The 14,938-nt window shown below is 71.9% G+C and carries 16 protein-coding genes; 15 read left to right on the forward strand and 1 reads right to left on the reverse strand.

Features of this window, described 5'->3' with window-relative positions; all coding sequences use genetic code 11:
* Positions 1–4 precede the first annotated feature (4 nt).
* The 12 genes from AC1QRC_RS12515 (at position 5) to AC1QRC_RS12570 (ending at position 11,257) form a co-directional block, all read left to right on the forward strand.
* A complete protein-coding gene (locus tag AC1QRC_RS12515) occupies positions 5–1,282 on the forward strand; it encodes a putative hydro-lyase (RefSeq protein ID WP_484203626.1) in 1,278 nt (425 codons plus the stop codon).
* Positions 1,283–1,338: 56 nt separating this feature from the next.
* The gene (locus AC1QRC_RS12520) at positions 1,339–1,620 is read left to right on the forward strand and encodes a methyltransferase domain-containing protein (RefSeq protein ID WP_484203627.1); all 282 of its coding nucleotides are present in this window, start codon (positions 1,339–1,341) and stop codon (positions 1,618–1,620) included.
* The gene (locus AC1QRC_RS12525; RefSeq protein ID WP_484203628.1) at positions 1,617–2,138 is read left to right on the forward strand and encodes a methyltransferase domain-containing protein; all 522 of its coding nucleotides are present in this window, start codon (positions 1,617–1,619) and stop codon (positions 2,136–2,138) included. Before AC1QRC_RS12520 ends, AC1QRC_RS12525 begins: the two co-directional genes overlap by 4 nt.
* 64 nt (positions 2,139–2,202) lie before the next feature.
* On the forward strand, positions 2,203–4,245 hold the full coding sequence (locus AC1QRC_RS12530; RefSeq protein WP_484203629.1) for an MFS transporter: 2,043 nt from the start codon (positions 2,203–2,205) through the stop codon (positions 4,243–4,245).
* Positions 4,242–4,808, forward strand: coding sequence for a TetR/AcrR family transcriptional regulator (locus AC1QRC_RS12535; protein WP_484203630.1), 567 nt, complete (start codon positions 4,242–4,244; stop codon positions 4,806–4,808). The genes AC1QRC_RS12530 and AC1QRC_RS12535 overlap by 4 nt, the downstream gene beginning before the upstream one ends.
* 9 nt (positions 4,809–4,817) lie before the next feature.
* Positions 4,818–6,335: a depupylase/deamidase Dop gene (gene dop / locus AC1QRC_RS12540; RefSeq protein WP_484203631.1), complete on the forward strand. Its 1,518-nt coding sequence runs from the start codon at positions 4,818–4,820 to the stop codon at positions 6,333–6,335.
* 52 nt (positions 6,336–6,387) lie between these two features.
* Positions 6,388–6,588: a ubiquitin-like protein Pup gene (locus tag AC1QRC_RS12545; protein ID WP_484203632.1), complete on the forward strand. Its 201-nt coding sequence runs from the start codon at positions 6,388–6,390 to the stop codon at positions 6,586–6,588.
* Positions 6,585–7,409, forward strand: a complete 825-nt coding sequence (gene prcB, locus AC1QRC_RS12550) for a proteasome subunit beta (RefSeq protein WP_484203633.1) — start codon at positions 6,585–6,587, stop codon at positions 7,407–7,409. The genes AC1QRC_RS12545 and prcB overlap by 4 nt, the downstream gene beginning before the upstream one ends.
* Positions 7,406–8,251 (forward strand): proteasome subunit alpha, encoded by an 846-nt coding sequence (gene prcA, locus AC1QRC_RS12555; RefSeq protein WP_484203634.1) that lies wholly within the window; start codon positions 7,406–7,408, stop codon positions 8,249–8,251. The genes prcB and prcA overlap by 4 nt, the downstream gene beginning before the upstream one ends.
* A 37-nt stretch (positions 8,252–8,288) precedes the next feature.
* Positions 8,289–9,689, forward strand: coding sequence for a Pup--protein ligase (pafA, locus tag AC1QRC_RS12560; protein ID WP_484203635.1), 1,401 nt, complete (start codon positions 8,289–8,291; stop codon positions 9,687–9,689).
* A gap of 74 nt (positions 9,690–9,763) precedes the next feature.
* Entirely contained in the window at positions 9,764–10,783 is a 1,020-nt protein-coding gene (locus tag AC1QRC_RS12565; RefSeq protein ID WP_484203636.1) for an FKBP-type peptidyl-prolyl cis-trans isomerase, read from the forward strand.
* A gap of 96 nt (positions 10,784–10,879) precedes the next feature.
* A complete protein-coding gene (locus AC1QRC_RS12570) occupies positions 10,880–11,257 on the forward strand; it encodes an FKBP-type peptidyl-prolyl cis-trans isomerase (RefSeq protein WP_484203637.1) in 378 nt (125 codons plus the stop codon).
* 12 nt (positions 11,258–11,269) lie between these two features.
* On the opposite strand, the gene AC1QRC_RS12575 is transcribed toward AC1QRC_RS12570, so the two are convergent.
* A complete protein-coding gene (locus tag AC1QRC_RS12575) occupies positions 11,270–12,394 on the reverse strand; it encodes a DUF3866 family protein (protein WP_484203638.1) in 1,125 nt (374 codons plus the stop codon).
* 68 nt (positions 12,395–12,462) lie between these two features.
* On the opposite strand from AC1QRC_RS12575, the gene AC1QRC_RS12580 reads away from it, so the two are divergent.
* The 3 genes from AC1QRC_RS12580 to tatA all read left to right on the forward strand — a co-directional run bounded on the left by AC1QRC_RS12580 (position 12,463) and on the right by tatA (position 14,911).
* The gene (locus AC1QRC_RS12580; RefSeq protein WP_484203639.1) at positions 12,463–13,551 is read left to right on the forward strand and encodes a helix-turn-helix transcriptional regulator; all 1,089 of its coding nucleotides are present in this window, start codon (positions 12,463–12,465) and stop codon (positions 13,549–13,551) included.
* Positions 13,548–14,549, forward strand: a complete 1,002-nt coding sequence (locus AC1QRC_RS12585; protein ID WP_484203640.1) for a helix-turn-helix transcriptional regulator — start codon at positions 13,548–13,550, stop codon at positions 14,547–14,549. The genes AC1QRC_RS12580 and AC1QRC_RS12585 overlap by 4 nt, the downstream gene beginning before the upstream one ends.
* A gap of 80 nt (positions 14,550–14,629) precedes the next feature.
* Complete coding sequence (tatA, locus tag AC1QRC_RS12590; protein ID WP_484203641.1) at positions 14,630–14,911, forward strand: Sec-independent protein translocase subunit TatA; 282 nt, start codon at positions 14,630–14,632, stop codon at positions 14,909–14,911.
* Positions 14,912–14,938 lie beyond the last annotated feature (27 nt).

Here is a 14,938-nt window from a genome sequence, read left to right on the forward strand (position 1 = left end):
CACGATGGGCTGCTCGTGCACGCGCTTCAACCGGGGCACCTTCGTCAGCGAGTTGACCAGCGCCGACGTGCGCGATGTCTACCGGATCCGACGGTTCCTGGAGCCGACGGTGGTGCGCTCCCTCGTGCCGGCCGACGTGGACCGGCTGGCGCCTCTCGCCGAGGCCCTGGCCGAGGCGGACGCGGCGGTCGCGGACGCAGCGCTGGGTCGATGTCGGCACCGCGAACATGCACTTCCACCGCTGCCCTGGTGGCCCTCGCGGGCAGCCCTCGGCGTGAACTCGACGATGCGGCGGCTGTCGGCCGAGCTGCGGCTGGTGTTCGCGGTGATCGACGACCCGCGCCGCCTCTACGAGCCGTTCGTCGAGCGCAACCGGACGGCCTACGAGCTGCTGCGGGCCGGCCGCTTCGCCGAGGCGGGGGACTACCTGGAGGAGTACCTCGGCGCTGTCCGAGCAGTCCATCCTCGCAGGCCTTCGAGGCGGGGTTGCGGTCATGACGGCGCCCGATCTCAGCACGCCACGCCGGGGCCCGCACGGCATACCGCTCCGGCCATGGTCGCCCCCAGCAGCGGGCACGCGCCGGGCTTCACCCAGGCCAACCTGGTCGTGCTGCCGCGGGACTGGGCCTGGGACATGCTCCTGTTTGGGCAGCGCAACCCCCAGCCGGTGCCGCTCCTGGACGTCACGGACGCCGGCTCCCCACGCACCGAGCTCGCCCCCGAGGCCGATCTGCGCACCGACCTGCCGCTCTACCGGGTGTGGCGCGACGGCGAGCTCGTCGAGGAGGTGCCCGACATCACGGCGCTGTGGCGCGAGGACCTGGTCGCGTTCCTGGTCGGCTGCTCGTTCAGCTTCGAGCAGGCCCTGCTCGACGCCGGGGTCCCGGTCCGCAACATCGAGCAGGGCCGCAACGTGGCGATGTATCGGACCCACCGCGAGTGCCGCCCGGCGGGTCGACTGTCCGGCCCGCTCGTGGTCTCGATGCGCCCGGTGCCGGCCGCCCTCGTGCCGACGGCGGTGCAGGTCACCGCCCGCATGCCGCAGGTGCACGGGGCGCCGGTCCACGTCGGCGCGCCCGAGCAGCTCGGGATAGCCGACCTCGACGCCCCGGACTTCGGCGAGCCGATCGAGTTCCACGACGGGGACGTCCCGGTCTTCTGGGCCTGCGGCGTGACCCCGCAGGCCGCGCTGATGGCCTCGCAACCGCCCTTCGCGATCACCCACGCGCCGGGGCACATGTTCGTCACGGACGTCCCGGACTCGGCCTACCGCACGTCCTGATCGCCGGCGTGATATCTTGACATCAAGATAAATGCCGGAGTGAGGGAGTCGAAGCTGTGCCCACCTGGGACCCCGAGCAGTACGTCCGATTCGCCGACCACCGCGATCGGCCGTTCCACGACCTGGTGGCCCGGGTGGGGGCCGGAGCCAGCGAGGTGACCGCTGTCGCCGACCTCGGCTGCGGGCCGGGGACGCTGACCGCCTCGCTGCTCCCGCGGTGGCCCGACGCCCAGGTCCTGGGCGTCGACTCCTCGGCCGAGATGATCGAGCGTGCCGCCGCCGTCGCGCGCGACCAGGGCGACGGTCGGCTCTCCTTCCTGACAGCAGGACCTGCGTGACTGGATCAGCGGAGACGGACGCCTCGGCATACGACGTCATCGTGAGCAACGCCACGCTGCAGTGGGTGCCGGACCACCTGTCCCTGCTGCCCGGGCTCGTCGACCGGCTGCGCCCCGGCGGGTGGCTCGCGGTGCAGATCCCCGGCAACCACGACGCGCCGCTGCACGCGATCCTGCGGGAGATGGCCCGGACCGAGCCGTATGCCGAGCACGCCGCCTCCGCGTCGGACCGGTTCTCCCTGCCGGGTCCCGTGGACTATCTCGAGGCGCTGACGGACGCCGGGTGCCGGGTGGACGCCTGGGAGACCACGTACCTGCAGGTCCTCCAGGGGCCCGACCCCGTCTTCGAGTGGATCAGCGGGACGGGTGCCCGCCCGGTGCTGCAGGCACTGCCGGAGGGGCTGCAGGAGGAGTTCGTGGCGGCGTACAAGGACCGGTTGCGACAGGCCTACCCCGAGGGTCCGCACGGCACGGTGCTGCCGTTCCGGCGGGTCTTCGCCGTCGCCCAACGCCGGTAGCACGGGCTGGAGTCCGGCTGGGTAGACTGCGGGGTGAACGCTCGTTCACCCCGCTAGGAGGATCGTGCCCCGGAGCTCCCCGTCCCACGACGCAGCGGCGCCGTCCGCTGCCCCGGCCCGGAGGGTTCCCTCCACCCCGCTGATCATCACGGTCCTGGCCCTGTGCGGGACGCTGGTCTCGCTGCAGCAGACCCTGGTACTGCCCCTGCTGCCGGACTTCCCGGAGATCTTGGGCACCAGCAGCGACAACGCCAGCTGGCTGGTGACCGTCACCCTGCTCACCGCTGCCGTGGGCACCCCGATCGTCTCCCGGCTCGCCGACATGTTCGGCAAGCGCCTGATGATGGTGGTCTGCCTCGTCACGGTCATCGTCGGCTCCCTCGTCGCCGCGTTGAGCCCGTCGCTGCCGCTGGTGCTCACGGGTCGCGCCCTGACCGGCTTCGGGGCCTGTCTGGTGCCCGTCGGCATTAGCATCATGCGCGACCATCTGCCCGCGGACCGGGTCGGGTCCGGCGTGGCCCTGATGAGCGCGACGCTGGGCATCGGCGGTGCGGTGGGGATGCCCCTGGCGGGTGTCATCTACGAGAGCCTGGACTGGCACGCCCTGTTCTGGGTGTCCGGCGGATTCGCGGTGGTGATGCTGGCGCTGGTGGTGTGGGTGGTCCCCGAGTCCACCGTGCGCACGCGAGGCCGCTTCGACTACGCCGGCGCCCTGCTCCTGTCGGCCGCGCTGACCTGCCTGCTCATCGCCATCTCCAAGGCGGGCACCTGGGGCTGGACCTCCGAGCGGACCATCGTGCTGCTCATCCTGGCCGTCCTGATCCTGGCTGCCTGGGTGCCGTGGGAACTGCGCTCGGGCCAGCCCCTGGTCGACATCCGGACCTCGACGCGGCGCACCGTGCTGCTGACCAATGCGGCGTCGGTGCTCATCGGCTTCGCGATGTTCACCAACTTCCTGACCAGCGCCCAGCAGGTCCAGATGCCGGTCGCCACGGGTTACGGCTTCGGCCTGTCCGTCGTCGAGACCGGGCTGGCGATGCTGCCCTCGGGCATCCTGATGGTGGCGATGTCACCGGCTGCGGCGTGGTTGATCCGCCGGTTCGGCGCCCGGGAGATGCTGCTCACCGGTGGCCTGGTGATGGCCGTGGGCTTCGTGCTCCGGGTGTTCCTGCACGCCAACCTGCTGGAGGTCCTGCTCGCCTCCGCGATCGGCTCGGTCGGCACCGCGCTGGCCTTCGCGGCCATGCCGATCCTGATCATGCGCTCGGTCCCGATCACCGAGACCGCCTCCGCCAACGGGCTGAACACCCTGCTGCGATCCATCGGGACCTCCACCGCGAGCGCCACGGTGGCCGCGGTGTTCGCCGCGATGGTGATGGACGTCGACGGGGCGTCGGTGCCGAGCCTGGAGGGCTACCAGCTGGTCTTCTGGCTGGGCACCGCCGCGGCGCTGGGCGGGGCCACCATCGCAGCCTTCATCCGGCGGCCTGCCCCGGTCGCCCCGCGCGAGGCCCGGCCCGATGACGAGCACGTCACCGTCGAGCGGGACGAGGTCAAGGCGGAGGGCACCGAGCAGGAGTTGATCATCCGCGGACTGGTCACCGGCCGCTCAGACAAGCCGGTCAAGCAGGCCGTCGTCACCGTGCTGCACGCGGACGGGCGGCACATCGACTGGGGCCGGACCGACAACACCGGCTCGTTCGCCCTCGCCCTCCCCGGAGCAGCCCGCTACCTGGTGGTGGTCTCGGCCGACGGATGGGCGCCCCAGTCTGGTCTGGTCGACCTGGGCGAGGAGGAGATCGACACCATCCAGCTGGTGCGACGCCTCACCCTCACCGGCCTGGTCACCGACGAGGGGGAGCCGATGCCCGGGGCCATGCTCTCCCTGATCCGCCACTCCGGGGAGTACGCCGCCACCGCCCACGCCGACGACGAGGGACGCTACGAGATCGGGCTGCCGCCCCCCGGACGCTATGTGCTCACCGTCGTCGAGCCGGACTCCTGCCGCACCCGGTCGCGGGCCGTCCAGGTCGGCTCCACCTCCACCACGTTGGATATCGACATCGTCACCGGCGTGCCGCAGCACCCCGAGCGGGCCGCGCTGTGAGCGACACGGCTGAGCCGGGCACCCGCGAGCAGGTCCTGCAGGTCGCCAGGCGACTCTTCGGCGAGCGTGGCTACGGCGCCGTCACGATCCGGGAGATCGCGGCCGAGGCCGGGGTCTCCGCGGCGCTGGTGATGAAGGTCGGCGGCTCCAAGGAACAGTTGCATGCCGACGCGACACCACTCGAGCCGGCCCCGTTGGAGCCGGACGTTCCACTGGAGGGACTGGGGGAGCGGCTGGTCCGGCGCATGCTGACCCGCCGCGACGAGGACGTCGCAGAGCCGTGGCTGCGGGCGCTCTACCTGGTGGCCGACGCCCCGGACCCCGAAGCGGCCAGGGCAGAGTTCCGCGACCGGTTCCTGGCCCGGTTCGACCAGCTCGTCGCGGACGACCCCGCCGTGGCGCACCGGGCGGACCTGCTGGCCTGTCTGATGCTGGGCCTGGCGGCCGGCACCCGGACCTTCCGCCTGTTGCCGCCCGGGGTCACCGACCTGGACCGGGCGGCCCGCGAGTACGGCCGGTTCGCCCAGGACCTGATCGACGGGATCGGCGGGCCGGACGCCTAGGCTAGGGACATGACGGCACGCCGGGTGATGGGTCTGGAGACCGAGTTCGGGATCACCGCGCAGGGTGACCCGGGCGCCAACCCGATCCTGCTCTCCGGGCAGGCGGTGCGCTCGTATGTCGTGTCCGCCGGTCCGGGGCGGGCCCTGCCCACGGGCTCGGGCTGGGACTACGCGGACGAGACGCCGTTGCGCGACGCCCGGGGTTATGAGATGGCCCGCGCCCTGGCCGACGTCAGCCAGCTGACCGACGAGGACGATCCCGCGACGGCGAACTCGGTGCTGTCCAACGGCGCCCGCCTCTACGTGGACCATGCGCACCCGGAGTACTCCTCACCGGAGGTCCTGACGCCGCGCGACGCCGTGACCTGGGACCGCGCCGGGGAGTCGGTCATGCGGCAGGCCTGCGACGCCCTCGCCGGCCAGGGCCGGGCGCTGCGGATCTACAAGAACAACGTCGACGGCAAGGGCGCCTCCTACGGCACCCACGAGAACTACCTGATGCCCCGCGAGGTGCCGTTCCTGCGCATCGCCCGGGCCCTGATCCCCTTCTTCGTCGCCCGCCAGGTGGTGTGTGGCGCGGGGCGCGTCGGCATCGGTGTCAGCTCCCAGGAGCCCGGCTTCCAGATCGCGCAGCGGGCCGACTACGTGGAGACCGACATCGGGCTGGAGACCACGCTGAAGCGCCCCATCGTCAACACCAGGGACGAGCCGCACGCTTCGGCCGAGAAGTACCGGCGGCTCCACGTCATCGTCGGCGACGCCAACATCGCCGACACGGCCAACCTGCTCAAGGTCGGCATGACCAGCCTCGTGCTGCGTCTCATCGAGCACGACCGGGCCCCGGATCTCGAACTGGCCGACCCGGTCGCGGCGATCCGGATCTTCTCGCGCGACCCGAGCCTGCGCGCCACCGTCCCGACCACGGACGGACGGGCGGTGCGCGCCCTCGACATCCTCACGGCATACCGGGAGGCGGTGGCCGGGCTGGCCGCGGACGAGGTGCCGGGGTGGGAGCCGGACCCGGACACCACCGAGGTCCTCGACCTGTGGGACGACATCACCGGACGACTCGCCCACGACCCGATGAGCTGCGCTGCCGAGTTGGACTGGGTGGCCAAGTTGGGGCTGCTCGAGGCCTACCGGGACCGGGGCGGCCTGGAGTGGGGCGACCCGAAGCTGGCAGCGATCGACATCCAGTACTCCGACCTCGACGCCACCCGGGGGCTGGGAGTACGGATGCGCGACAGCGGCCGGTTGCGGGCCCTGGTCGACCCGGCCGCCGTCGAGACGGCGGTGCACACCCCGCCGGAGGACACCCGTGCCTTCTTCCGGGGCAGCTGCGTCAGCCGGTACCCCGAGGAGATCCGGGCCGCCTCCTGGGACTCGGTGGTCTTCGGGGTCGGGGCCCGGGGGCTGCGCCGGGTGAGCCTGCCCGAGCCCCTGTTGGGCACCCGCAAGGACACCGGTGAGCTGCTCGAGGCAAGTCAGGACGCCGCCGCCTTCCTGGAGGCGCTGGCCGCGCGTTAGGGTCGACCCCACCGGGTGCCGACGCCCGGGACAGCACGGAGAGGACGACGTCATGGCCGGTCAGGAGCAGGAGCGCAGGCCCGAGCGCCGCGAGGACGCCGACACCCCACCCGAGCCGCCGGCGGCCGCGCCGCAGGCGGCCGACCAGAAGCGGGACGCCGAGGTCGACGACCTGCTGGCCGAGATCGACGGGGTGCTGGAGTCCAACGCCGAGGAGTTCGTGCACGGCTTCGTGCAGAAGGGTGGCCAGTGAGCGGGAGACCCGAGTCCCAGTTGCCGGCCAGCTACCGCAGCACGGGGAGCAGCTCGTTCACCGAGTTCCTGGGCAGCCACGCCCCACACCTGTTGCCCGGCGGGGGCGCCAGGGTGGGTGAGGGTGCCGTCGAGGCCCCACACGGCACCACGATCGTCGCGCTGACCTTCGCCGACGGCGTGGTCGTCGCCGGGGACCGCCGGGCCACGATGGGCAGCTTCATCGCCAACCGGGACATGCAGAAGGTGTTCACCGCCGACGAGTACTCCGTCGTCGGGATCGCCGGCACGGCCGGGGTGGCCATCGAGATCGTCAAGCTGTTCCAGGTAGAGCTCGAGCACTACGAGAAGATCGAGGGCACCCTGCTCTCGCTGGAGGGCAAGGCGAACCGCCTCGCAGCGATGATCCGGGGCAACCTCGGCAACGCGATGCAGGGCCTGTCCGTGCTCCCGATGTTCGCCGGCTACGACCTGGCCCGCGGGGACGGGCGCATCTTCTCCTACGACATGACCGGCGGGTGTTATGAGGAGGAACGGCACCACAGCATCGGCTCAGGCTCGCTCTTCGCCCGCGGCTCGCTGAAGAAGCTGTGGCACCCGGGGATGGATGAGGCGCGCTCCGTCTCCGTCGCCGTCGAGGCGCTCTACGACGCAGCCGACGACGACTCGGCCACCGGCGGGCCCGACCCCGCCCGGCAGATCTACCCCACCTGCGCCGTGGTCACCGCAGCCGGCGTGCGCTACCTGCCTGACGACATACTCGAGGCGATGGTCGGTGACCTGGTCCAGCGACGGCGCGGCAACCCCGGAGGTGCCCGATGACCTTCCCGATGTACGTCTCGCCCGAGCAGTTGATGAAGGATCGGGCCGACTTCGCCCGCAAGGGGATCGCGCGGGGTCGGTCGGTGCTGGTCCTGGGCTATGCCAACGGCATCGCGTTCGTGGCCGAGAACCCCTCCAGCACCCTGCACAAGGTCTCCGAGATCTACGACCGGATCGCCTTCGCCGCCGTGGGCAAGTACAACGAGTTCGAGAACCTGCGGGTCGCCGGTATCCGGTATGCCGACCTGCGCGGCTACTCCTACGACCGCAGCGACGTGTCCGCCCGGGGCCTGGCCAACGCCTACGCCCAGACGCTCGGCACGGTCTTCACCCAGGAGTCCAAGCCCTACGAGGTGGAGATCGCGGTGGCCCAGGTGGGGGTGGAGCCCGCCGGTGACCAGCTGTACCGGTTGACCTACGACGGGTCGGTCACCGAGGAACGCGGCTTCGTCGCGATGGGTGGGGCCAGCGAGGCGCTGACCACGGGGCTGCGCGACCGGTGGGAGCCGGACCAGTCCCTTGACGTCGTGCTGCGGCTGGCGGTCGACCTGCTCGCGGTGGACCAGGAGGGCGAGCCCCGCGAGCTCGGCCCCGAGCACCTGGAGGTGGCCGTCCTGGACCGGCGTCGCCCGCGGCGCACCTTCCGGCGGATCGGGGGCCCGTTGCTGGACGCGCTGCTCGACGGCGACGCCCCGACCACCGACATCCCGACCCAGGACGACGCCCGCCCCGGCCCGCACGACACGCTCACCGGCGAGAACGCCCCGTCGGCGCCACCACCGGCGGGGGACGGCGTGCCGACCACCAACCCGCAGACCCAGCAGGACGACGAGGAGTCCTGACCCGTGGCGGTCCCCGGCCACCGCTTAGGGTGAGGTCATGGAACGCCGGATCTTCGGGATCGAGACCGAGTTCGGTGTCAACTGTGCCTTCACCGGGGACCGCCGGCTCGCACCGGACGAGGTCGCCCGCTACCTGTTCCGCAAGGTCGTCTCCTGGGGCCGCTCCAGCAACGTCTTCCTCGGCAACGGCTCGCGCCTCTACCTGGACGTCGGGTCCCACCCCGAGTACGCCACCGCCGAGTGCGACGACCTTGACGAGCTCGTCGCGCACGACAAGGCGGGGGAGTCGATCCTGCACGACCTGGCGCTGGACGCCGAGCACCGGATGGCCGAGGAGGGCATCGACTCCCGGGTCTACGTGCTCAAGAACAACGTGGACTCGCGAGGCAACTCCTATGGCTGCCACGAGAACTACCTGATCCGGCGCCAGGGCGAGCTGAGTCGGGTCACCGACACCCTGATCCCGTTCCTGATCACCCGGCAGCTGATCGCCGGGGCGGGCAGACTGCACGTCACCGGCGACCATGCCGTCTACCTGATCAGCCAGCGCGCCGACCACATCTGGGACGGCCTGAGCTCGGCCACCACCCGGTCCCGGCCCATCATCAACACCCGGGACGAGCCGCACGCCGACGCCGAGCGGTTCCGCAGGCTGCACGTCATCGTGGGCGACTCCACGATGAGCGAGACCACCACCCGGCTCAAGGTCGCCAGCACCGACCTGGTGCTGAAGATGATCGAGTCCGGCACCCCCCTGGGCGACTTCACCCTGGACAACCCGATCCGCGCGATCCGGGACATCTCCCGCGATCTGGAGGGTCGGCATACGCTCACCCTGTCCAACGGGCGCACCATGACCGCCGTCGACCTGCAGACCGAGTTCCTCAGCCGGGTCAGCCGGTATGCCGAGGCGTCCGGGTTGGCCGAGCGCGAGCCCTACCGCTCCGTGCTGGACCTGTGGGAACGCACCCTGCGGGCGGTGCAGACGCAGGACTTCTCGCTGGTGGACACCGAGGTCGAGTGGGTGATGAAGCTGCGCACACTGCGGGAGTATGCCGAGGCGCACGACCTGCCGCTGACGCACCCGCGGGTGCAACAACTGGACCTGGCCTGGCACGACATCCACCCCACCCGGGGGTTGTTCAGCATCCTGACTCGTCGCGGACGTGCGGCCACGGTCGTGACGCCCGAGCAGATCGAGACCGCCACGCACACCCCGCCGCAGACCACCCGCGCCAAGCTGCGCGGCGACTTCGTGCGCGCCGCGCAGGAGCACCGCCGCGACTTCAGCGTCGACTGGGTGCACCTGAAGCTCAACGACGCCGCCCAGCGCACCGTGCTGTGCAAGGACCCGTTCATCAGCGAGGACCACCGGATCACCGACCTGATCGAGTCGATCCGCTCCGGCGTGCGGCCCGGCACGCACCGGCTGGTCTGAGCACCCAGCAACCTCCCAGGCGGCGCGGGTTAGGCTGGGGTGTTCCCAACGACCTGCGACAGACAGGATGGCGCGTGCGCTCTCCACGATTCCGGCTGCTCGGTGCAGCCCTCACCACGGCGCTGCTGCTCGGCGCCTGCGGCTCCGACGACGGCGACAACGGCAGCACCGAGACCGACCAGGCGACCGCCTCGGCCGGTGACGACGCCGCCGCCACCTCAGTCGCCCCCCGCGGGGACCTCGCGGACGTGGCGGTGGAGGACGTCGACGGTGCCCCGGCCCTGACCCTGGGCGGGGAGCTCTTCGCCGAGGGTGACGTGCCGTTCGCCGTCGCGGAGTCCGAGACCACGGAGGTCACGCCGGGTGACGGTGAGGAGATCACCGCCGAGCACCACGTGCGGGCGCGCTACATCATGGTGAACGGCACGACGGGGGAGGAGATCGTCAACTCGGTCGCCGACGACCAGGAGGTCACCTTCGACCTGACGCTGCAGGACCTGCTCCCGGGGCTGACCAACGCCCTGGTCGGCACCGCCCCCGGCGCCGAGGTGATCGCCGCCATGTCCCCCGAGGACGGCTTCGGCCCCGACGGCTACCCCGACCTCGGCATCGGCGGCGGCGACACGCTCGTCGTCTACCTTGAGGTGGTCTCGGCCCACGTGCCGCTGAGCCAGGCCGAGGGGACCGAGGTCGAGCCGGAGGAGGGCCTGCCCACGGTCGAGGCCGACGGCACCTCGCCGGCCCAGGTCACCATCCCCGACGGGGAGGATCCCCCCGCCGAGCTGGTCGTCCAGCCGCTCATCGAGGGTGAGGGCGACGAGGTGCAGTCCGGCCAGCAGGTCACCGTCCACTACACCGGCGTGAAGTGGAGCGACGGGGAGCAGTTCGACTCCTCCCTGGAGCGTGGTGAGCCGTTCGGCTTCCAGGTCGGTGCTGGCCAGGTCATCACCGGCTGGGACGAGGGCCTCGTCGGGCAGCCGATCGGCAGCAGGGTGCTCCTGGTCATCCCGCCGGACCAGGCCTACGGCGACGACCACCCGGAGCTGGGCGGCGAGACACTCGTCTTCGTCGTCGACATCCTCGACGCCGACTGACGTCCACCCGCTGACACCCCACCCACGTGGCGACGGCGCACCGAGACACGCGTCGGCATACGGCACGACACCGCACACACCGAAGGAGTCCGCAGCATGAGCGAGAAGACCAAGCCGGAGATCGAGTTCCCCGGTGACACCCCGCCCAGCGAGCTGGTGATCGAGGATCTCAAGGTCGGTGACGGCGCCGAAGCCACGGCTGGCTCGACCGTCCTCGCGCACTACGTCGGGGTGGCCTGGTCCACCGGCGAGGAGTTCGACGCCTCCTGGAACCGTGGCGAGCCGCTGGCCTTCCGCGCCGGGATCGGCCAGGTCATCGAGGGCTGGGACCAGGGCATCCTGGGGATGAAGGTCGGGGGCCGGCGCAAGCTGGTCATCCCGCCGCACCTGGGCTACGGCGACCGGGGCGCCGGCGGCGCGATCAAGGGTGGCGAGACGTTGATCTTCGTGGTCGACTTGGAGGACGTCCGCTAGCGGGAGTGCTGGTCACTGGTCCCGGTCGATCCGGGCCACCACGGCCGCAGCGTGGCGTCCAGCCGCGGCCGCGGCCAGGAACGCCGCCGGATCATCGTCCAGGCCACGTCCCATCGTGGACAGGGGGACCGGGCACTCGCGCAGCGCGGGGAGCAGCCCGTCAAGGGCGATGTCGTGCCGACGCAGGTTCGGGGCGTCACCGACCAGCTCGGTGGCCTGCACGATCACCGTCTCCGCCAGGCTGTCCGGCACGTCCGGCTGGCCCAGCAGATCCGGGACCGGAAGGTCGGCCAGGCGGGCCAGGACCCTGCCGTATGCCGTGAGGCTGTGGTGGGAGATGCCGCGGTGCCGCTCCCGCGGGTCGGCCCCCGAGACCCGGAGTGCGGCGATGCCGTGGCCCCCGACGACGGCGGCAGCGTTCAGCGCTTCCCCGGCGGCCACCCCGGAGAACCCCCACCGGGTGCCGGTGCCCAGGTTGCCCGGCCCCTGGGTGACGATGGCGACGTCCGCGTCCGCGACGAGTCGTGCCGTGAGCAGGCCGGTGTGCACCGTCACCGCCTCGTAGTCTCCGCCGTAGCTCTGCCCGGTGGTCACCACGGCGTCCAGCCAGCCGGTCTCGCGCAGGGCGGCGGCGGTGCGGGAGAACGCCGCAGGCAGCGCCCCGCCGTCGGTCATCACGTAGACGGCCCGCGCCCCCGGTCGGTCCGCCCGCAGCCCGGCCAGGATCGCCGGCAGGCTGGAGTGCAGGTCGGCGGTCACCACGGGCATCCCGTCGATGTTGTCGGCCTCCTCCAGCACCGCGTGGTGGGGGCTCTGCTGCTCGTCCGCCCCGAGCACCACCGCCTGGAGCGGGGTGTACCGGGCCTTGACCAGGTGGCCGACCTCCGTGGGTGCGACGGACGGGAGGCGGCCGAGCACCGCGACGACCAGCGCCAAGCCCCCGGTGCCCAGCTCCTTGTCGAGGGCGTTGCAGTTGAGCAGCACCCGGTCCCCGGGACCCACGTCGCCCAGCAGATCGGCATACGCGAGAGCACGGACGGGAGCATCCTGCTCGCCGGGCAGCGCGACACGGACCTCGGCGGCCGCGCCCCAGCGCGGGCCGGCGGCGACGACTTCTCCCTCACGCCACTGGATCACACGCCGACGATAGACGACGCGGCGGCAGGTCCGAGCCCCGGCGGTGGCCGTCGGGTAGCGTCGCGTGCATGGCCCGCAGCACCCCCGCCTCCACCAAGACCGAGCGACTGCTCAACCTGGTGATCGCGCTGCTCTACACCCGGCAACCGATGAGCAAGGCCCGGATCCGCCGGGCGGTGCCGCAGTATGCCGACAGCACCGAGGAAGCCTTCGACCGGATGTTTGAGCGGGACAAGGACGAGCTGCGGGACCTGGGGATCCCGTTGCGCACCGAGACTGTGGACCCGTTGTTCGACGACGAGCCCGGCTACCGGATCGACCGGCGCGAGTACGCCCTCCCGGAGATCGAGTTCGCGACTGACGAGCTGGCCGTGATCGGGCTGGCCAGCCGCGCCTGGTCGCAGGCCAGCCTCGCGGGGGCCGCGGCGCAGGCGCTGCGCAAGCTGGAGAGCGACGGGCTGACCAGGGATGACGCGTCGGTCGCCGGGTTCGAGCCGCTGCTGCACACCAACGCCCCGGCCTTTGAGCCGGTGCGCAACGCGGTGTTGAACCGGCAGGCGATCGCCTTCGACTACCGGGGCAGTGGGGGAGCGGGTGTCACGAGTCGGCAGGTGCAGCCGTGGGTGCTGACGGCCTGGCACGGGCACTGGTACCTCACCGGTCACGACCTGGGGCGCGAGGCCCCACGCGTCTTCCGGGTCGATCGGATCGTCGGTGCCGTCCGCAGCCAGGGCCGGCCGGGTGGCTACGCGGCGCCGGAGGACCATGACCCGCGAGCGATGATCACGGCCAGCACCGCCGAGGCACCGGTGTCGGGGAGGATCGCCGTGCGCACCGGGTCGGGCCACACGCTGCGTCGGCTCGCCGCAGACGTCCTGCCGGGCGAGGAGGGCTGGGACATCCTCACGGTCGAGGCGCAGGCCGGGTGGCGCCTGGCGGAGGAGGTCGCGTCGCTGGGGCCGGATGCGCGCCTGCTGGAGCCGCCGGAGCTGGTCGATCGCGTCCGGGAGATGCTGGCCGCGGTGGCCGGGGCGCACGATGCGAGCGCGGGGGAGCCTGGCTACACTCCGGAACCTGGCGCTTCCGACCGGGAAGGTTCGCTACGACGCGCAGGATTATCGGGTGACCCGAGAATCCGACAGGAGGGGGCGCCGTGAGCCGGACGTTCGAGACGGCGAGTGATCGGCTCGGGAGGCTGCTGACGATGGTGCCGTGGCTGCTGACGCGACAGGGCATCGACATCGGCGAGGCCGCGGGGCAATTCGGGGTGAGCGAGCAGCAGATCGTGGACGACCTGGAGCTGCTCTTCGTCTGTGGCACGCCGGGGCACATGCCCGATGACCTGATCGAGGCATCCTGGGAGGACGGGCGGGTCCACCTGGGCAACGCCGACACCATCGCCCGGCCGCTGCGGCTGGGGCGCGACGAGGCGCTGGCGCTGATCGTGGCGCTGCGCGCTCTGGCCGAGGTGCCGGGCATCGACGAGCACGCGGCGATCGACCGGGCGCTGGCCAAGCTGGAGCACGCCGCCGGCGAGGCGGCGCAGGCGTCGGCGCAGGTCCGGATCGACATCGACACCGACGAGCAGGAGCGCCAGGTGCTGGGGCTGGTGCGGGACGCCCTGGAGCGGCGCCGTCGGCTGCACCTGCGCTACCTGGTCGCCTCCCGCGACGAGAGCACCGAGCGCGACGTGGACCCGATGCGGGTGCTGTCCATCGACGGCCGCTGGTACCTCGAGGCCTGGTGCCACCGGGCCGAGGGGGTGCGCCTGTTCCGCCTGGACCGGGTGGAACAGGCGACCGTGCTGGAGGAGGACGGGACACCCCCGGAGGAGGCCACGCCGCGCCAGGTCACCACCGGGGTCTTCCAACCCTCCCCGGACGACCTGGTGGTGCACCTGCGGCTGGCCCCCGGGGCGGCGTGGGTGGCGGAGAACTTCCCCGTCGAGTCGGCGCAGCGCCACGAGGACGGCACGGTCACGGTGGCGCTGCGCACCTCCGACCCCGCCTGGGTGGCCCGATTGGTGTGGCGTCTGGGCGGTGCGGCGACCGTGCTCTCCCCGGCGTCCGTGGCGGAGCAGGTCCGGGACGGCGCCCGGGCCGCCCTCGAGCACTACGGCGACGGCGCGCCCCCCGCACCGGGGCCGGAGGCATAGACTCGGGGCGGCGGGGCATCCCGCCGCAGCGCACCACCCACCACTGACCGCACGCAGGACCCTCCGACGAAAGGCAGAACGTGTTCGCCAGACTCTTCGACAGTCCCTGGTCGATCGTCGTCATCGTGCTGGTGATCGTGCTCCTCTTCGGCTGGAAGCGCCTGCCCGACGCCGCACGCAGCCTGGGCCGTTCGATGCGCATCTTCAAGTCGGAGGTGCAGCAGATGGGCGACAAGGACGACAACCCCAGCGCCGCCAGCCAGGACACCGTCCGGGGTGAGGCCGCCCGCGAGGACCACGCCGCCGACAACGGCACGGCCAACGGTCAGTCCCCTCCGGGCGACGACCCGCACCGGTCCTGAGCCCCGACAGATCCCTGCACCACCCGA

It is taken from the genome of Ornithinicoccus sp. (assembly GCF_057176825.1).